This window comes from Nocardioides sp. Bht2 (assembly GCF_047308515.1).
Taxonomy (GTDB): domain Bacteria; phylum Actinomycetota; class Actinomycetes; order Propionibacteriales; family Nocardioidaceae; genus Nocardioides.
Window position 1 is genome coordinate 52,327 of the sequence record NZ_JBLBWI010000018.1, and the last position, 18,272, is coordinate 70,598.

Consider the following 18,272-nt stretch of genomic DNA (forward strand, 5'->3'; position numbering starts at 1 on the left):
CTCCACCATCTTGCACTGCCCAGTCCGCCATGTCGCGGCATTGAGCCGTGGCAGGCGCAGATGACGGGAGAATGCCATGCACGCATTCCCGCCGCCCCAGGGTCTGTACGACGGCCAGCACGAGCACGACGCGTGCGGTGTTGCCTTCGTCGCCACCCTGACCGGTGAGGCCAGCCACGACGTTGTGGCCAAGGCCCTGACTGCCCTCCGTAACCTCGAACACCGTGGCGCCGCTGGCGCTGAGCCCAACTCGGGCGACGGTGCCGGCATCCTGATCCAGGTTCCGGACGCCTTCCTGCGCGCGGTAGCCGGGTTCGAGCTGCCCGCTCAGGGCGCCTACGCCGTGGGCACCGCCTTCATCCCGGGTTCGGACGGCGAGGTCGCCGAGGCCCGGACCGCGATCGAGAAGATCGCCGTGGCCGAAGGCCTGACCGTTCTCGGCTGGCGTGAGGTTCCGGTCAACCCGGAGTCGCTCGGCGCCACCGCGCTCTCCTGCATGCCCAGCTTCGTCCAGCTCTTCGTGAGCGGCGACGCCGCGCAGACCGGGATGGAGCTGGAGCGCCTCGCGTTCTGCCTGCGCAAGCGTGCGGAGCGGGAGACCGGGGTCTACTTCCCGTCGCTGTCCTCGCGCACCTTGGCCTACAAGGGCATGTTGACCACCGAGCAGCTTGACCAGGTCTTCCCCGACCTGGTCGACGAGCGGGTCGCCTCGGCGATGGGTGTGGTCCACTCGCGCTTCTCCACCAACACCTTCCCGAGCTGGCCGCTGGCCCACCCGTTCCGTTACATCGCGCACAACGGTGAGATCAACACCGTCAAGGGCAACCGGAACTGGATGCGAGCCCGCGAAGCCCTCCTGGCATCCAACGAGATCCCGGGTGACCTGGAGCGGCTCTTCCCGATCTGCTCGCCGGACGCCTCCGACTCGGCCTCCTTCGACGAGGTCCTGGAGCTGCTCCACCTCGGCGGCCGTTCGCTGCCGCACTCGGTGCTGATGATGATCCCCGAGGCGTGGGAGAACCACGCCGAGATGGACCCGGCCCGCCGCTCGTTCTACGAGTTCCACTCCGCCGTGATGGAGCCCTGGGACGGCCCGGCCTGCGTCGTCTTCACCGACGGCACCCAGATCGGTGCCGTGCTGGACCGCAACGGTCTGCGCCCGGCCCGCTACTGGGTCACCGACGACGGCCTGGTCGTGTTGGCCTCCGAGGTCGGCGTGCTCGACATCGACCCGGCCTCGATCGTCCGCAAGGGTCGGCTGCAGCCGGGCCGGATGTTCCTGGTCGACACCGCGGAGCACCGGATCATCAACGACGACGAGATCAAGTCGGCGCTGGCGGCCGAGCACCCCTACCAGGAGTGGCTCGACGGCGGCATCCTGAAGCTCGACGACATCCCGAACCTCGAACACATCGTGCATACGCACGCCTCGGTCACCCGCCGTCAGCAGGTCTTCGGTTACACCGAGGAGGAGCTGCGGGTGCTGCTCACCCCGATGGCGAACACCGCCGCCGAGGCGATCGGCTCGATGGGTACCGACTCGCCGATCGCGGCGCTGTCGGCCAAGCCGCGGCTGCTCTTCGACTACTTCGCGCAGCTGTTCGCGCAGGTCACCAACCCGCCTCTGGACGCGATCCGCGAAGAGCTGGTCACCTCGCTCTTCGGCTCGATCGGCCCGGAGTCGAACCTGCTGGAGCCGAGCGCCGACTCGTGCCGCCAGATCGTGCTGCCGTTCCCGGTCATCGACAACGACGACCTGGCCAAGATCCGGCACCTCAACCGCGACAGCGAGCGCCCCGGTTTCGGGACCCACGTGGCCCGCGGTCTGTACCCGGTCGAGGGCGGCGGTGCCGCTCTGGCCGCGCGCCTGGAGGAGATCTGTGCCGAGGTCAGCCAGGCGATCGCCGACGGTGCCCGGATCATCGTGCTCTCGGACCGGCACTCCAACGCCGAACTCGCGCCGATCCCGTCGCTGCTGCTGACCGCGGCGGTCCACCACCACCTGGTCCGCGAGAAGAGCCGGACCCAGGTCGGGCTGCTGGTCGAGGCCGGCGACGTCCGCGAGGTCCACCACGTGGCCCTGCTGGTCGGCTTCGGCGCGGCAGCGGTCAACCCGTATCTGGCGATGGAGTCCGTGGAGGACCTGGCGCGCGAGGGTTACTACGTCACCACCGACCCCGAGATCGCGGTCAAGAACCTGGTGAAGTCGCTGGGCAAGGGCGTGCTCAAGGTGATGTCCAAGATGGGCGTCTCCACGGTCGCCTCCTACACCGGTGCGCAGATCTTCGAAGCGGTCGGCCTCTCCCAGGAGGTCGTCGACCGGTACTTCACCGGCACCACCTCCAAGCTGGGTGGCATCGGCATCGACGTCATCGCCGAGGAGGTGGCCCTGCGCCACGCCAAGGCGTACCCGGCCAGTGGGATCGCTCCGGCGCACCGCGAGTTGGAGATCGGTGGCGAATACCAGTGGCGGCGTGAAGGTGAGCCGCACCTGTTCGACCCGGAGACCGTCTTCCGTCTGCAGCACTCGACGCGGGCCGGACGCTACGACGTCTTCAAGCAGTACACCGAGCGGGTCAACGAGCAGTCCGAGCGGCTGATGACCCTGCGTGGCCTCTTCACGTTCAAGGATGCCGCGGCGCTCGGTCGCCAGGCGATCTCGATCGACGAGGTCGAGCCGGTCTCGGCCATCGTGAAGCGGTTCTCCACCGGCGCGATGTCCTACGGCTCGATCAGCCAGGAGGCACACGAGACCCTCGCGATCGCGATGAACCGGCTCGGTGCGAAGTCCAACACCGGTGAGGGTGGCGAGGACCCGGAGCGCCTCTACGACCCGGCCCGTCGCTCGTCGATCAAGCAGGTCGCCTCGGGTCGCTTCGGCGTCACCTCCGAGTACCTGACCAACGCCGACGACATCCAGATCAAGATGGCGCAGGGTGCCAAGCCTGGTGAGGGTGGCCAGTTGCCCGGTCACAAGGTCTACCCGTGGGTGGCCAAGACCCGGCACAGCACCCCGGGCGTCGGCCTGATCTCGCCGCCGCCGCACCACGACATCTACTCGATCGAGGATCTCGCCCAGCTGATCCACGACCTGAAGAACGCCAACCCGTCGGCACGGGTGCACGTGAAGCTGGTCTCCGAGGTCGGTGTGGGCACGGTCGCGGCCGGTGTCTCGAAGGCGCACGCGGACGTCGTCCTGGTCTCCGGCCACGACGGTGGTACGGGCGCGTCGCCGTTGACCTCGCTCAAGCACGCCGGTGGCCCCTGGGAACTGGGTCTCGCGGAGACCCAGCAGACCCTGCTGCTCAACGGGCTGCGGGACCGGATCGTGGTGCAGGCCGACGGCCAGCTCAAGACCGGTCGGGACGTCGTCATCGCGGCGCTGCTCGGTGCCGAGGAGTTCGGTTTCGCGACCGCTCCGCTGGTGGTCTCCGGCTGCATCATGATGCGGGTCTGCCACCTCGACACCTGCCCGGTGGGAGTCGCCACCCAGAACCCGGTGCTCCGCGACCGGTTCAGCGGCAAGCCCGAGTTCGTCGAGAACTTCTTCACCTACATCGCCGAGGAGGTGCGCGAGATCCTGGCCGAGCTGGGCTTCCGCAGCATCGAGGAGGCGGTGGGCCAGGTGGGTGCGCTCGACGTCGACCGTGCGGTCTCGCACTGGAAGGCGTCCGGCCTGGATCTCAGCCCGGTGCTGCACGCTCCCGAGCTGCCGGCCGGCGCCGCGCTGCACAACACCACCGGTCAGGACCACGGCCTGGACAAGGCACTGGATGTCGAACTGATCAAGATCGCCCAGCCGGCGATCCAGAACGGTGAGCCGGTGCGCGCGCAGGTCGAGGTCTGCAACGTGAACCGCACCGTCGGCACGATGCTGGGCCACGAGGTCACCAAGCGGTATCGGGGTGCCGGTCTGCCCGAGGGCACGATCGACATCACCTTCACCGGTTCTGCTGGTCAGTCGTTCGGTGCCTTCGTGCCGGCCGGGATCACGCTGCGCCTGGAGGGCGACGCCAACGACTATGTGGGCAAGGGCCTCTCGGGTGGTCGGATCGTGGTCCGCCCGGATCGCGCTTCGACCTTCGAGGCCGGTGCGCAGGTGATCGCCGGTAACACCATCGGGTACGGCGCCACCTCGGGTGAGGTCTTCCTGCGGGGCCAGGCCGGTGAGCGGTTCTGCGTGCGCAACTCCGGCGCCACGGCGATCGTGGAAGGCGTGGGGGACCACGGTTGCGAGTACATGACCGGCGGTCGTGTCGTCGTGCTCGGTCCGACCGGCCGTAACTTCGCGGCAGGCATGTCGGGTGGCTACGCCTACGTGCTCGACCTCGACCGGGCCCGGGTCAACCCGGAGCTGGTCGACCTCAGCCCGCTCGGTGGCGCCGCCGCCGACGAGCTGAAGGAACTGGTGACCAAGCACTTCGAGGAGACCGAGTCCGACGTGGCTCAGGCGCTGCTGGCTGACTGGGAGGCGAGTGTGGCTCGGTTCACCGAGGTCATGCCGCGTGACTACAAGAAGGTGCTCGACGCGCGCAACGAGGCGCTCGCCGCTGGCCTTACCGAGGACGAGGCTTCGGCCCGAATCATGGAGGTACTCCATGGGTGAGCGAAGCGAGCACATGGACATTCAATGCAGCATGGCCAGCCTGAGCAGGCCGACGAAGGAGGCCTGCGATGGCTGATCCCAAAGGTTTCCTGAAGGAGGGGCGCGAGGTTGCGTCCCGCCGTCCCGTCGAGACGCGGGTCAAGGACTGGAACGAGGTCTACCCCGACGGCATCGGCCGCGCGTTGCTGCCGATCATCTCCAAGCAGGCGTCGCGGTGCATGGACTGCGGTATCCCGTTCTGCCACCAGGGCTGCCCGCTGGGCAACATCATCCCGGAGTGGAACGACCTGGTCTGGCGCGACGACTGGACCGGCGCGATGGAGCGCCTGCACGCGACCAACAACTTCCCGGAGTTCACCGGTCGCCTCTGCCCGGCTCCGTGTGAGACGGCGTGCGTGCTCGGCATCAACCAGGATCCGGTCACCATCAAGAACGTCGAGGTCTCGATCATCGATCGTGCCTTCGAGAGCGGTGGCGTGACGCCGCAGGCACCGGAGTGGCTGACCGGCAAGCGGGTCGCCGTGGTGGGCTCCGGCCCGGCCGGACTGGCTGCCGCCCAGCAGCTGACCCGCGCTGGACACACCGTGGCCGTCTACGAGCGGGCCGACAAGATCGGTGGCCTGCTGCGCTACGGCATCCCTGAGTTCAAGATGGAGAAGGCGCACGTGGACCGTCGCCTCGACCAGATGCGCCGCGAAGGCACGGTCTTCCGGGCCGGCGTCGACGTGGGTGTGGACATCTCCGCCGACGATCTGCGCGACCGGTTCGACGCCGTCGTGCTGACCATCGGCTCGACCCTGCCGCGCGACCTCCCCGTCCCGGGGCGGGAGTTCGGTGGCATCCACCAGGCGATGGAGTTCCTGCCGCAGGCGAACCGGGTGGCGGTCGGCGAAGAGGTCGAGGACCAGATCCTGGCCACCGGCAAGAACGTCGTGATCATCGGTGGCGGTGACACCGGCGCCGACTGCCTGGGCACCTCGATCCGCCAAGGCGCGGCGTCGATCACCCAGTTGGAGATCATGGCTCGGCCGGGCACCGAGCGTCCGGCGGGCCAGCCGTGGCCGACCTACCCGATGACCTTCAAGGTCTCCTCGGCGCACGAGGAGGGTGGCGACCGGGTCTACGCGGTCTCCACCACGGAGTTCCTCGGCGACGAGGACGGCAACGTCCGGGCGCTGCGCCTGGTCGAGGTGGACGCGAAGTTCCAGCCGGTGCCGGGCACCGAGCGGGAGATCCCGGCCGAGTTGGTGCTCTTCGCGATGGGCTTCGTCGGCCCGCAGCGTGAGGGCCTGGTCGAGCAGTTCGGCGTCGAGCTCGACGAGCGCGGCAACGTGAAGCGCGACAACGGCTACGCCACCTCGGTGGACGGCGTCTTCTGTGCCGGGGACGCCGGTCGCGGCCAGTCCCTGATCGTGTGGGCGATCGCCGAGGGGCGGTCCGCGGCCGCCTCGGTGGACCGGTTCCTGACCGGTGCCACCAACCTGCCGGCACCGATCCCGCCGACGGCTCGGCCGTTGATGGCCTGAACGAGGCCGACCAGCAGTACCCCGCACCCGCCTCCCCGCGACGTCATGCGTCGCGGGGAGGCGGGTGCTCGGTTCGTATGACGTCCGCACGTGGGGGCGGACGTCATACGTTGGGCGGACCGTAACCAACGTGTCACATGGGACGAGTAGGGTTAAACACGTGCGAAGAGCAAAGATCGTCTCCACCCTGGGTCCTGCAACATCAACTCCGGAGGTGATCAAGGCCCTTGTCGAAGCGGGCATGGACGTTGCCCGTCTGAACATGAGCCACGGCACCCACGCCGATCACCAGTCTGTCTACGACCTCGTCCGCGCAGCGTCGGCCGAGAGCGGCCGCGGCGTCGGCATCCTGGCCGACCTGCAGGGCCCGAAGATCCGTCTCGGCAACTTCGCCGACGGGCCGGTCGAGCTGGCCGTCGGCGCCCAGTTCCAGATCACCACGCGCGACATCCTCGGCGACGCGACGATCGCCTCCACCACCTACGCGGGCCTACCGGGCGACGTCTCGGTCGGCGACCCGGTGCTGATCGACGACGGCAAGGTCCGACTCCGGGTCACCGCCGTCAGCGACGACACGGTCACTCTGGTGGTCGAGGTGCCGGGCCCGGTCAGCAACCACAAGGGGATCAACCTGCCCGGTGTTGCGGTCTCGGTGCCGGCGATGTCGGAGAAGGACATCGCCGACCTGCGTTTCGCGCTCGGCCTGGGCGTCGACTTCGTCGCGCTCTCCTTCGTCCGCAACGCCGCCGACGTCGACGACGTCCGCGCGGTGATGGACGAGGTCGGCATCCGGGTCCCGGTGATCGCCAAGATCGAGAAGCCGCAGGCGGTCGAGAACATCGACGAGATCGTCAAGGCGTTCGACGGGATCATGGTGGCCCGCGGTGACCTCGGCGTCGAGTGCCCGCTGGAGGAGGTGCCCTTCATCCAGAAGGCCGTGATCGAGAAGGCGCGTCGCAACGCCAAGCCGGTGATCGTGGCCACCCAGATGTTGGAGTCGATGATCGGCTCGCCCGCCCCGACCCGGGCTGAGGCGAACGACGTGGCGAACGCCGTCATAGACGGTGCTGACGCGGTCATGCTCTCGGGAGAGACCAGCGTGGGTGCCTACCCGATCGAGACGGTGCGCACGATGGCGCGGATCCTGACCGCTGCCGAGGACCACAACCGCGAGCACATGGCCGCCATCGACTGGCAGCCGCGGACCACGGGAGGTGTGATCGCCAAGGCGGCTGCAGAGGTCGCCGAGCGGGTGGGCGCTCGTTACCTGGTCGCCTTCACGCAGAGCGGCGACTCGGCTCGCCGGCTGGCCCGGCTCCGGACCACCATCCCGATCCTGGCCTTCACCCCCGAGGAGAAGGTGCGCTGCCAGTTGGCGCTGACCTGGGGCGTGGAGACCTTCCGGACGGCGGCTGTCGAGCACACCGACCACATGGTCCTCCAGGTTGACGAGGCGCTGCTCTCGATCGGCCGATTGGGGGAGGGCGAGACCGTGGTGATCATCGCCGGAACGCCGCCCGGCGTGCCCGGTTCGACCAACATGGTGCGGGTGCACAAGCTCGGCTCGAACGCCTGAGCCAGTACCGGTCTCCGCACGACGCAGAAGGCCCGGACCGATCGGTCCGGGCCTTCTGTCTGTTGTGGTGCCGGGTGTGGGATTCGAACCCACACGCCCTTTCGAGCAATGCATTTTGAGTGCATCGTGTCTGCCGTTCCACCAACCCGGCGCGTCGCCAGATGTTACCGGATCGAGGTGCGGTTCGACATATCGACCCGGCGCGAACGGATCTCTCTGCGTTGGTGTGGTGCGCCTTCGTGACGTGCATCGGGCGTCGATGATTTAGCCTGTCCGAGTGAACTCCAGTGCGTCGTCCATCGCTCGCCGCGTCGTCATCGCTGAGGACGAAGCCCTGATCCGGATGGATCTGGCCGAGATGCTCGCCGAGGAGGGCTACGACGTGGTCGGGCAGGCGGCAGACGGTGAACGTGCTGTCGAGCTGGCTGAGGAGCACCGCCCGGATCTGGTGATCTGTGACGTCAAGATGCCCAAGCTGGACGGCATCGCCGCGGCAGAGCGGATCGCCGCGCAGCGGATCGCGCCGGTGGTCATCCTGACCGCCTTCTCGCAACGTGAACTCGTCGAGCGGGCCCGAGACGCCGGTGCGATGGCCTATCTGGTCAAGCCGTTCTCGCGCAGTGATCTGGTGCCGGCGATCGAGATGGCGCTGAGCCGCTTCGCCGAGCTGCAGATGCTGGAGAGCGAGGTCGCCGACCTCTCCGAGCGTCTCGAGACGCGCAAGGCGGTGGACCGCGCCAAGGGTGTGCTGCAGAAGGAACTCGGGCTGAGCGAGCCCGACGCCTTCCGGTGGATCCAGAAGACCGCGATGGACCTGCGGCTCTCGATGCGCCAGGTCGCCGACGGCGTGGTGGAGCACGGCTCCGGGCTGGCGGATCGCGGCTAGGGGTGACCCGGAGGTCACAACTTCACAACGAGGTGATATAGGTCACTGTTCACGGCTGAATTGGCAGTAGTTTCGAGTCAATTCGGCGGTGCCCCGCCGGGTGTAGAACAACCGGAGGCTTCATGAAACGCAGCAAGACATTCGCCGGGATTGCCACGGTCGCGCTGGTCGGCTCGTTGGCATTGGCCGGCTGTGGATCCGATGACGGTGACGACAACAACTCGGGTTCGTCGGGCTCCGACAAGAACACGTCCGACTCGTCCTCGCCGGCCGCGAAGAAGGGCGACGGCAAGCTCGTGGTGGGCACCCTGCTCCCACAGACCGGTGACCTGGCCTACCTCGGCCCGCCGGAGTTCGCCGGCGTGCAGCTCGCCATCGACGAGATCAACAAGGCGGGTGGCGTCGACGGTCAGCAGATCACCCAGGTGAAGGCCGACTCCGGTGACGGCACCCCCGATATCGCCGGTGCGTCGACCGACAAGCTCCTCAACCAGGGTGCTGACGTCATCGTCGGTGCTGCGGCGTCCGGTGTCTCGCTGAGCGTGATCGACAAGATCGTCAACGCCGGCAAGGTGATGTTCTCCCCGGCGAACACCGCAGCGGCGTTCGACACCTACGACGACAAGGGTCTCTACTTCCGGACCTCGCCGTCCGACCGGCTCCAGGGCCAGGTGATCGGCAACATGGCCGTCGAGGACGGACACAGCAACGTTGCGGTGATGGCCCGTCAGGACGCCTACGGCGAGGGTCTGGCCGAGCAGGTCAAGGCCACGCTGGAGGAGAAGGGCGCCACCGTCTCGGAGTTCATCCTCTACAACGCCGACGCCGAGAACTTCACGGCCGAGGTGAACAAGGTGGCCGCCGCGAAGCCGGACGCCATCGTGCTGGTCTCCTTCAACGAGACCACCAAGATCGTCCCGCAGCTGATCTCCAAGGGCGTCGGCCCGAAGGACGCTCAGCTGTACTTCGTCGACGGCAACATGGCCGACTACTCCGACCAGAAGTTCGACCTCACCGGCGTCAAGGGCACCTTCCCGGCGCCCGCCGAGGTGGACCCGGGCTTCAACAAGTTGCTCGACAGCGTGGCTGACGGCGGCAAGTTGAAGGACTACACCTACGGTCCGCAGTCCTACGACGCCGTGATGCTGATCGCGCTGGCCTCCTTGGCCGCTGGCGATGACGACGGCGGCGCGATCGCTGCCAAGATCGTGGAGATGTCCAAGGACGGCGAGAAGTGCACCGGTTGGGAGCAGTGCTCCGCACTGGTCAAGGCCGGTACCGACATCGACTACGAGGGTGCCTCCGGTCCGACCGACATGAATGACACCGGTAGCCCGAACAAGGCGACGATCGGTATCCAGGAGTACAAGGGCAACAAGTACTCCCAGATCGACAGCGTCTCCGGCGTCCTGGAGTAAGCAAAGGAAGCGGCCCGCCCCAGCGCAAGCGCTGGGGCGGGCCTCTTCTTTGCTCGATGTGACCTCAGCGCGCAGATTCGGGACGAATCTGCGCGCTGAGGTCACATCGAGCTGCGGTCGGGAGTGGCGTCAGGCCTTCGACAGGGTGCCGAGGTAGAGCTCGATCACCTTCGGGTCGTTGGCCAACTGCTCACCGGTCCCGGTGTAGGCGTTGCGGCCCTGGTCCAGCACGTACGCGCGGTCGCAGATCTGCAGGCAGCGCGCAGCGTTCTGTTCGACCATCACCACCGAGACCCCGGCCCGGTTGATCCGCCGGGTCTGGACGAAGACCTCGTCCTGCATCACGGGGGAGAGGCCTGCCGACGGCTCGTCGAGGAGCAGGACCGACGGGTTCATCATCAGCGCTCGTCCCATCGCGACCATCTGGCGTTCACCACCTGACAGCGAGCCGGCACGTTGGCTGCGTCGCTCGCCGAGCGTCGGGAAGAGCGAACAGACGAAGTCGAACCGTTCGCTGAACGTCTTGGGCCGCTGATAGACGCCCATCTCCAGGTTCTCCTGGATGGTCAGGCTGCCGAAGACGTTGTTGGTCTGCGGGACGAAGCCGATCCCCGCGGAGACGAGCTTGTCGGCGCGCTGGTTGGTGATGTCCTCGCCGTCCAGGGTGACCGACCCGGTATGGATCTTCACCAGTCCGAAGAGGGCTTTGAGCAGGGTGGACTTTCCGGCCCCGTTCGGCCCGATGATGCCGACCAGTTCGCCGCGTTGGCAGTAGAGGTCGGAGCCGTTGAGGATGTTGACGCCGGGCAGATAGCCGGCGATCAGGTCGTCGGCCCGGAGCAGCGCACCTTCGGCAGCGCTCAGGTGGGCGTCGCGTTCGGGAGTGATCTCACTCATTGCTGGCCTCCTCGGCGATCTCGTCCTGTGCCGCGGCGAGGATCTTCTCCTCGGCCTCGAAGGTCAGTTTGGTGTCGTGGTGGGCGCCGAGGTACGCATCGATCACCCGTTGATCCGACATCACCGACTCCGGTGGGCCCTCGGCGATCACCTTGCCCTGGGCCATCACCACCACCCAGTCGGAGATGTCGCGGACCATATCCATGTCGTGCTCGACGAAGAGCACCGTGCGGCCTTCGTCGCGTAGCGACTTCACGTGGCCCAGCAACGACTGTTTCAGCGCCGGGTTGACGCCGGCCATCGGCTCGTCCAGCATCACCAGCTCCGGATCGACCATCAGGGCCCGGGCCATCTCCAGCAGCTTGCGTTGACCTCCGGAGAGCGAACCGGCGAAGTCGTCGGCCTTTCCGTCCAGCAGGAAGCGCTGGAGCAGGTCCTTGGCGCGCGCGGTGTTGTCGGTCTCCTGCGAGCGCCACATGCTCGGGATGACTGCGGCCCAGAGTCGTTCGCCGGTCTGGTTGCGGGCGGCGACGCGCATGTTCTCCAGCACGGTCAGCTTGGCGAGGACCTTGGTCAGCTGGAAGGTGCGCACCATGCCGAGCCGGGCCACCCGGTAGGCGGCCACCTTGTTCAGCGTCTTGCCGTTGAAGCTCCAGGTCCCGGAGTCCGGGCGATCGAAACCGGTCAGCAGATTGAAGAAGGTGGTCTTCCCCGCGCCGTTGGGGCCGATCAGCGCGGTGATCACACCCCGCTGGACCTCCAGGTGCTCCACGTCGACCGCCTGCAGGCCGCCGAAGGAGCGGGCGATGCCGTCGGCGACCAGGATCGCGTCCGGCTTCTTCGCGCCGGGCTCGCGGGCCACGTCGGTCAGGGCGGCGCGTGCCGCCCTCGAGCGCTCGCGGCCCTCCTCGGTGGAGGCCTCCAGGTTGGTGGGCAGGTTGGTCTCAGCGGCCATCGATCGCCAGCTCCCTTCGATCGCCGAAGATGCCTTGTGGTCGGAAGATCATCAACAACATCAGCGCTAGTCCCATCACGATGAAGCGCATCAGGCTGGCCTGCTGGTTGGTCATGATCGCCTCGGGGATCAGCACGCTGCCCTCGTCGTCGGTCGCAGCGCTGAGGAAGAGGTCGAGGAAGGTCAGCAGGAACCAGAAGATCACCGCACCCACGACCGGGCCGAGCACCCTGGCCGCGCCGCCGATCAACAGCACCGTGTAGGCGAAGAAGGTGACGTCGGTCGCGACGAAGGTCGGGTTCATCGCGGCGCTCTTCAGCGCGGTGAAGAAGCCGGCCAGGGCACCGATCATGCCGCCGATCATCAGTGCCTGCATCTTGTAGGCGTAGACGTTCTTGCCCAGCGAGCGGACGGCGTCCTCGTCCTCACGGATCGACTTGAGGACGCGACCCCACGGGCTGCGCATCAACAGCCAGACCAGGACGCAGCAGAGCGCGATCGTGGTCCAACCCGCGAGGACCACCCAGGCGTCGTCCTTGCTCCAACTCACGAACCCGAGATCCACCGGCCCGGAGAACGGGTTGAGCGCTCGGAAGTCGGCGGAGAAGGAGGTCAGGCCGTCCTGGGCGCCGAAGTACTTCTTCAGGGCGATCGAGCCGTAGAGTTGGCGGACGATCTCCGCTGCGGCGATGGTCACGATGGCGAGGTAGTCGGCGCGCAGCCGCAGGGTCGGAATGCCGAGCAGCAGGGCGAGCAGCGCCGCCAGCACCAGGCCGACGAGCATCGCCAGCCAGAGCGAGACGTCCCACTGCACCACCAGCATGGCCATCGTGTAGCCACCGACCGCCATGAAGGCGGCCTGGCCGAAGTTCAACAGGCCGGTGTAGCCGAAGTGGATGTTCAGGCCGATCGCGGCCAGACAGTAGACGATCGCGCTGGTACCCAGCCCTTGCTGGAACGAGCCGCTGAGAAGGTCACTGAAGTTCATGTCGTTACTCCTCTCACCCGATCCGTTCTCGTCTGCCGAGGATGCCTTGCGGCCGGATCAGCAGGACCACGATCAAGACGACGAGAGCACCCACGTACTTGAGCTCGTCAGGCACCACCAGGGTGGAGAGCTCGATGAAGATGCCGATGATGAAGGCGCCGGCGATGGCGCCCCAGATGGTGCCGAGGCCACCGAGGGTGACCGCGGCGAAGACCAGGAGCAGCGCCTTGTAGCCGACCTGGAAGTTGAAGCCCTGGGTGACGCCGAGCAGGGCGCCGGAGAGACCGGCCAGCGCGGTGCCGAAGATCCAGACCCGGTTGATCACCCGGTCCACGTTGATCCCCGAGGAGGCGGCGAGGGCCGGGTTGTCGGCCACCGCCCGGGTGGCCTTGCCGAGCCGGGTGAACTGCAGCAGGCAGCAGGCCGCGACCAGCACGCCGATCGCGATGCAGAAGACGGTGATCTGCAGGCTGGTGATCCGCAGCGCCCCGATCTCGTACGGCTGCAGGTCGGTGTACTGGCTGTAGTTCCGGTTCTCGCCACCGACCAGGTACTGGTAGGTGTTGCGCAAGAAGATCGAGAGACCGATCGAGATGATCATCATCGCGATCACACCCGTGCCGCGCCGACGGAGCGGGGCCCAGAGGCCCTTGTCGTTGAGCCAGCCGAAGAGGCCCGAGGCGACGAAGCCGACCAGACAGGCCACCAGCACCGAGAAGTCATGACCGAAGAGCGAGATCTGGCCGGGCAGCGAGTCGACCGCGAAGGCGATCAGTGCACCGAAGGTCATCAACTCGCCGTGAGCGAAGTTGGTGAGGCCGGTGGTGCCGAAGACCATGTTCAGGCCGAGGGCGGCCATCGCCAGGATCGCCGAGTAGACCAATCCGGTGGCGAGCAGGTTGAGCGCGAGATCCCAGTCCGACGGCTCGACGACCTTGTCGTCGATCGGGAAGGTGACCGAGTAGTCGGTCTCCAGCTGGAACTTCTGGGTGGTCCGCTTCACGTCCTTGGGGTTCTGCAGGGCGGTGCCCTCAGGAAGGGTGGCGGTGTCGATCTCGATCACATAGCGCTGGCCGAGGACGTCGATCGATTCGCCGAGGTTGATGTCGGCCAGACCGTCGGCGTCCGAGATCGCCTCGCCGATCGGGTTCCCGTCCAGGTCGCTGACCTTCACGGTGACCCCGGGGACCGGGTCGTTGGCGTTGCCGCGGCGGTCACGGAGGCAGACCCGGACATGGATCGTGCCGTCGTCGCGGTCAGCCTTCGCACAGTTCGCGGGCGCCTGCGGCGCACCGTTCGCCGGTGCCGCCGCTTGGGCCGGGCCGACAAGCAGTAGAAGGGGCACCAGGATCATCCCGAGGAGCGCTAGTGCAGGGATTCGCGTGATCGGTCTCAACGTTTCAGGTCTCCTGCCTCGCGCCGATGTGTGGCGCACACCACACTAAGCCGACCTTTGTTCAGGTGTCGGCACGATTCGCGCAACAGAACGACAACGATCTGGCTTCGGAGCGACGACCTTTGGCCGATAGTCACGTTGCGGAGGTGCTCGGAACCCGGTCGCGGGGCGCGACAAGAGGGCGGGAGCCGGGCGCTGACAGCACCTCGGGTGACGCGTACTCTGTTCGCTGACCGTTTTTCAGTTCTGGACCTTGAGGAGGCCCCGTGAGTCGTACCGCAGTCACGCTCCGCGAAGCCTCCGTCGAGGACGCCGAAGCCCTGGCCGAGCTCTGGGCCGAGCAGGTCCAGCGCTCGATGGCGCCGGTCGACGACATGCGCCTACTGATCAAGCAGGTCGCCACCGTCGACGGCGATCGGATCGTCGTCGCCGAGTTCGACGGTGTCTTCGCCGGAGCGGTCTTCCTCCGGATCGAGCAGCGTTCGCCGTTCGAGCAGGAGCTCGCCGTCAACGTGTTGTTCCCCTGCGTGGTCCCCGCGCTGCGCCGTCACGGCGTCGGGCGGGCTCTGGTCGAGGCAGCTGTGCAGTGGGCGGAGAACCGCGGGATCACTCAGATCCGCGCGGCCTCCACCTCGAACTCGCGGTTGGCGCACCGGTTCCTGGCCCGGCTCGGGCTCGGTCCGCTGGCCGTTCAGCGGGTCGGCGCCACCCACCTGGTCCGCTCCCGGGTCTCCCCGGGGCGGATGTCCGGCGGGCAGCCGATGCCGCGCTCGATGGGCGCGCTGCTGGCCCAGCGCCGCCGTCAGCGCGAAGGCACCTGAGCGCTACTTGATCCGGTCTGCCGGAACCAACGTGCAGGTGATCCGCGAGGTGCAGACCCGGCGCCCGCGCTCGTCGGAGATGACCACGTCGTAGGTGGCCATGCTGCGGCCCAGGTGCGACGGGGTAGCCACCCCGGTCACGGTGCCCGACGCCGCGGCGCGGTGGTGCGTGGCGTTGATGTCGACGCCGAGGGCGATCCGGTCGGGGTAGCCGTGCAGCGCTGCGCCGATCGAGCCGAGGGTCTCGGCGAGCACCACCGACGCGCCGCCGTGCAGCAACCCGTAGGGCTGGGTGTTGCCCTCGACGGGCATGGTGGCGACGATCCGGTCGGGTCCGGCCTCGACCAGCTCGATCCCCATCGTCTCGTTGAGACGGCCCATTCCGTGCGGCATCTGGGCGAGGAGGTCGGCGATCGGAATCTGGCCGGAGCTGGCGCTCGGCTGCGTGGTGGCATCGGTCATAGCCTCATTGTGGCCGAGGCGCCCAGCGGGCTCGGGACTGGATAGAGTCGGAGCGTGTCTTCCTCTCCCCAGACCGCGAACCGCCCCCGCCTCCTGCTGCTCGATGGTCACTCGTTGGCCTACCGCGCCTTCTTCGCGCTCCCGGTGGAGAACTTCTCCACGACGACGGGGCAGACCACCAACGCGGTCTACGGCTTCACGTCGATGCTGATCAACGTGCTTCGCGACGAGCAGCCCACTCACGTCGCGGTGGCCTTCGACCTGTCGCGTCAGACGTTCCGTCTGGAGGCCTACTCGGAGTACAAGGCGAAGCGGAACAAGACGCCTGACGAGTTCAAGTCGCAGGTGCCGTTGATCCAGGAGGTGCTCGACGCGCTGCGGATCAAGTGGCTGACGAAGGAAGGGTTCGAGGCGGACGACATCATCGCCACCCTGACCACTCAGGCGCTGGCCGAGGAGTTCGACGTCCTGATCCTCACCGGCGACCGGGACTCGCTGCAGTTGGTGACCGAGCACTCGACCGTGCTTTACCCGATGCGCGGGGTCTCCGAGCTCGCCCGGATGACGCCCGACGCCGTCGAGGCCAAGTACCTGGTGCCGCCGCACCGCTACCCGGAGATCGCCGCCCTGGTCGGTGAGGACTCCGACAACCTGCCCGGCATCCCCGGCGTCGGACCGAAGACGGCGGCCAAGTGGATCACCACCTACGACGGTCTCGACAACATCATCAACCGCGCCGACGAGGTGAAGGGCAAGGCGGGGGAGAACCTGCGCGCCCACCTCTCCGACGTGATCCGCAACCGCCAGCTCAACGCGCTGGTCCGAGACCTGCCGCTGGACCTGGCTCCGGCCGACCTGGCCCTGCAGCCGTGGGACCGCCAGGAGGTGCACACCCTCTTCGACGGTCTGGAGTTCCGGGTGCTGCGGGACCGGCTCTTCGAGACGCTGGAGTCGGAGGAGGACGTCGTCGAGTCGGCCTCCTCGGTCAGCGGGCTGAGCCTGGAGCACGACGGCGTCCGGGCCTGGTTGAGCGAGCTCGACTCCAGCCCGGTCGGCGTCCACGTCCGTGGCGTCTGGGGGAGCGGCACCGGCCGGGTCGACGGCATCGCGCTCGCGGATGCGGCCGGTAGGGCCGCCTACATCGACATCGAGGGGCTCAGCGCCGACGACGACGCCGCGCTCGGCGATTGGCTCGCCGACGCCTCCCGGCCCAAGGTGTTCCACGACGCGAAGGGGCCGATGCTGGCCCTGGCCGCTCACGGCTGGACCGTCAACGGTCTGGCCAGCGACACCGCCCTCGGTGCCTACCTGGTCCGGCCCGACCAGCGTTCCTACGACCTGGCCGACCTCAGCGTCCGCTACCTGAAGCGCGAGCTCAACGCCCCGGCCAGCACGGACCAGGGTCTGCTGTTCGACGAGACCGACGTCTACGTCGAGCCGTCGATGGCGCGCGCCCACGCCGCCGTCGAGCTGGCCGAGGTGCTCGCCACCGAGATCGAGGAGCACGGCGGGACCCGCCTGCTGCACGAGGTCGAGCTGCCGCTGGTCGGTGCCCTGATGGAGCTGGAACAGACCGGCATCGCGGTCGACCTCGACCACCTGCAGGGGCTGGAGAGCCAGTTCGGGGACGCCGTCAAGCAGGCCGCCGACGAGGCGTATGCGGTGATCGGCAAGGAGATCAACCTCGGTTCGCCCAAGCAGCTCCAGGTGGTGCTCTTCGACGAGCTCGGGATGCCCAAGACCAAGCGCACCAAGACCGGTTACACCACCGACGCCGACGCGCTGCAGGGTCTGTTCGAGAAGACCGAGCACCCGTTCCTGCTGCACCTGCTGCGGCACCGCGACGTGATCCGGCTGCGCCAGACCGTCGAGGGGCTGATGAAGACGATCGCCGAGGACGGGCGGATCCACACCACGTTCAACCAGCTGATCGCGGCCACCGGGCGCCTGTCGAGCACCGACCCGAACCTGCAGAACATCCCGGTCCGGACCGAGGAGGGCCGTCGGATCCGTGAGGCGTTCGTGGTCGGCAGCGGTTACGACTCGCTGATGACCGCCGACTACAGCCAGATCGAGATGCGGATCATGGCGCACCTGTCCGGTGACGAGGGCCTGATCGAGGCGTTCCGCTCGGGCAAGGACTTCCACTCGATCACCGCGGCCAAGGTCTTCGGCATCTCCGCCGACGAGGTGGGTACCGAGGAACGGGCGAAGATCAAGGCGATGAATTACGGCCTGGCCTATGGGCTCTCGGCGTTCGGCCTCTCCCAGCAGTTGCGGATCGAGCCGAGCGAGGCCCGGGTGCTGATGGCCGACTACTTCGAGACCTTCGGCGGGATCCGCGACTACCTCGCCGGTATCGTAGAGGAGGCCCGTCGGAGCGGCTTCACCGAGACCATCATGGGGCGTCGTCGCTACCTGCCGGATCTGACCAGCGACAACCGTCAGCGGCGCGAGATGGCCGAGCGGATGGCGCTCAACGCGCCGATCCAGGGTTCGGCCGCCGACATCATCAAGGTCGCCATGCTCGATGTCCGCTCGGCGCTGCGGGATCAGGGCCTGGCCTCGCGCCTGCTGCTCCAGGTCCACGACGAACTCGTCCTCGAGGTGGCTCCTGGCGAGCGGGAAGCGTTGGAGCAGTTGGTCCGCGAGAAGATGGCCGGCGCCGCCGACCTGCTGGTCCCACTCGACGTCTCCGTCGGCACCGGACGTAGTTGGCACGAAGCCGCGCACTGAGCGCG

The 18,272-nt window shown here is 67.6% G+C and carries 12 protein-coding genes and 1 tRNA gene; 7 read left to right on the forward strand and 6 right to left on the reverse strand.

Annotation, left to right across the window (positions count from 1 at the left end; genetic code table 11):
* The first annotated feature begins 76 nt into the window (after window positions 1–76).
* The 3 genes from gltB (at window position 77) to pyk (ending at window position 7,708) form a co-directional block, all read left to right on the forward strand.
* Window positions 77–4,606 (forward strand): glutamate synthase large subunit, encoded by a 4,530-nt coding sequence (gene gltB / locus ACLM5J_RS17980; RefSeq protein ID WP_413657900.1) that lies wholly within the window; start codon window positions 77–79, stop codon window positions 4,604–4,606.
* 68 nt (window positions 4,607–4,674) lie between these two features.
* The gene (locus ACLM5J_RS17985; RefSeq protein WP_413657902.1) at window positions 4,675–6,132 is read left to right on the forward strand and encodes a glutamate synthase subunit beta; all 1,458 of its coding nucleotides are present in this window, start codon (window positions 4,675–4,677) and stop codon (window positions 6,130–6,132) included.
* 160 nt (window positions 6,133–6,292) lie between these two features.
* Window positions 6,293–7,708 (forward strand): pyruvate kinase, encoded by a 1,416-nt coding sequence (gene pyk / locus ACLM5J_RS17990; protein ID WP_413657904.1) that lies wholly within the window; start codon window positions 6,293–6,295, stop codon window positions 7,706–7,708.
* 65 nt (window positions 7,709–7,773) lie between these two features.
* On the opposite strand, the gene ACLM5J_RS17995 is transcribed toward pyk, so the two are convergent.
* A tRNA-Leu gene (locus tag ACLM5J_RS17995) sits at window positions 7,774–7,859 on the reverse strand.
* 126 nt (window positions 7,860–7,985) lie between these two features.
* Between ACLM5J_RS17995 and ACLM5J_RS18000 the strand changes: the two genes are divergently transcribed.
* Window positions 7,986–8,594: an ANTAR domain-containing response regulator gene (locus ACLM5J_RS18000; protein ID WP_413657906.1), complete on the forward strand. Its 609-nt coding sequence runs from the start codon at window positions 7,986–7,988 to the stop codon at window positions 8,592–8,594.
* Between the two features lie 122 nt (window positions 8,595–8,716).
* Window positions 8,717–10,012 carry an ABC transporter substrate-binding protein gene (locus ACLM5J_RS18005; RefSeq protein WP_413657908.1) on the forward strand — a complete coding sequence of 432 codons (1,296 nt, stop codon included), beginning with the start codon at window positions 8,717–8,719 and terminating at the stop codon, window positions 10,010–10,012.
* 129 nt (window positions 10,013–10,141) lie between these two features.
* On the opposite strand, the gene ACLM5J_RS18010 is transcribed toward ACLM5J_RS18005, so the two are convergent.
* From ACLM5J_RS18010 to ACLM5J_RS18025, 4 genes are read right to left on the reverse strand one after another with little or no spacing between them, the layout of a single operon-like run.
* Window positions 10,142–10,909 carry an ABC transporter ATP-binding protein gene (locus ACLM5J_RS18010; RefSeq protein ID WP_413657910.1) on the reverse strand — a complete coding sequence of 256 codons (768 nt, stop codon included), beginning with the start codon at window positions 10,907–10,909 and terminating at the stop codon, window positions 10,142–10,144.
* The gene (locus ACLM5J_RS18015; RefSeq protein WP_413657912.1) at window positions 10,902–11,864 is read right to left on the reverse strand and encodes an ABC transporter ATP-binding protein; all 963 of its coding nucleotides are present in this window, start codon (window positions 11,862–11,864) and stop codon (window positions 10,902–10,904) included. The genes ACLM5J_RS18010 and ACLM5J_RS18015 overlap by 8 nt, the downstream gene beginning before the upstream one ends.
* Window positions 11,854–12,852, reverse strand: coding sequence for a branched-chain amino acid ABC transporter permease (locus ACLM5J_RS18020; protein ID WP_413657914.1), 999 nt, complete (start codon window positions 12,850–12,852; stop codon window positions 11,854–11,856). Before ACLM5J_RS18020 ends, ACLM5J_RS18015 begins: the two co-directional genes overlap by 11 nt.
* A 13-nt stretch (window positions 12,853–12,865) precedes the next feature.
* On the reverse strand, window positions 12,866–14,197 hold the full coding sequence (locus tag ACLM5J_RS18025) for an ABC transporter permease subunit (protein ID WP_413657916.1): 1,332 nt from the start codon (window positions 14,195–14,197) through the stop codon (window positions 12,866–12,868).
* Window positions 14,198–14,514: 317 nt separating this feature from the next.
* Between ACLM5J_RS18025 and ACLM5J_RS18030 the strand changes: the two genes are divergently transcribed.
* The gene (locus ACLM5J_RS18030) at window positions 14,515–15,069 is read left to right on the forward strand and encodes an N-acetyltransferase family protein (RefSeq protein ID WP_413657918.1); all 555 of its coding nucleotides are present in this window, start codon (window positions 14,515–14,517) and stop codon (window positions 15,067–15,069) included.
* 3 nt (window positions 15,070–15,072) lie between these two features.
* Here ACLM5J_RS18030 and ACLM5J_RS18035 read toward each other — a convergent pair whose 3' ends face one another.
* Window positions 15,073–15,531 (reverse strand): hotdog fold thioesterase, encoded by a 459-nt coding sequence (locus ACLM5J_RS18035; RefSeq protein WP_413657920.1) that lies wholly within the window; start codon window positions 15,529–15,531, stop codon window positions 15,073–15,075.
* A 54-nt stretch (window positions 15,532–15,585) separates the two neighbouring features.
* Between ACLM5J_RS18035 and polA the strand changes: the two genes are divergently transcribed.
* Window positions 15,586–18,267 (forward strand): DNA polymerase I, encoded by a 2,682-nt coding sequence (gene polA / locus ACLM5J_RS18040; protein ID WP_413657922.1) that lies wholly within the window; start codon window positions 15,586–15,588, stop codon window positions 18,265–18,267.
* Window positions 18,268–18,272 lie beyond the last annotated feature (5 nt).

Excerpts from the sequence above, each read along its gene's own strand:
- gltB (WP_413657900.1), top strand. The coding sequence starts at position 77 with ATGCACGCATTCCCGCCGCCCCAGGGTCTGTACGACGGCCAGCACGAG.
- ACLM5J_RS17985 (WP_413657902.1), top strand. The coding sequence starts at position 4,675 with ATGGCTGATCCCAAAGGTTTCCTGAAGGAGGGGCGCGAGGTTGCGTCC.
- ACLM5J_RS18005 (WP_413657908.1), top strand. The coding sequence starts at position 8,717 with ATGAAACGCAGCAAGACATTCGCCGGGATTGCCACGGTCGCGCTGGTC.
- ACLM5J_RS18010 (WP_413657910.1), bottom strand. The coding sequence starts at position 10,909 with ATGAGTGAGATCACTCCCGAACGCGACGCCCACCTGAGCGCTGCCGAA.
- ACLM5J_RS18015 (WP_413657912.1), bottom strand. The coding sequence starts at position 11,864 with ATGGCCGCTGAGACCAACCTGCCCACCAACCTGGAGGCCTCCACCGAG.
- ACLM5J_RS18020 (WP_413657914.1), bottom strand. The coding sequence starts at position 12,852 with ATGAACTTCAGTGACCTTCTCAGCGGCTCGTTCCAGCAAGGGCTGGGT.
- ACLM5J_RS18035 (WP_413657920.1), bottom strand. The coding sequence starts at position 15,531 with ATGACCGATGCCACCACGCAGCCGAGCGCCAGCTCCGGCCAGATTCCG.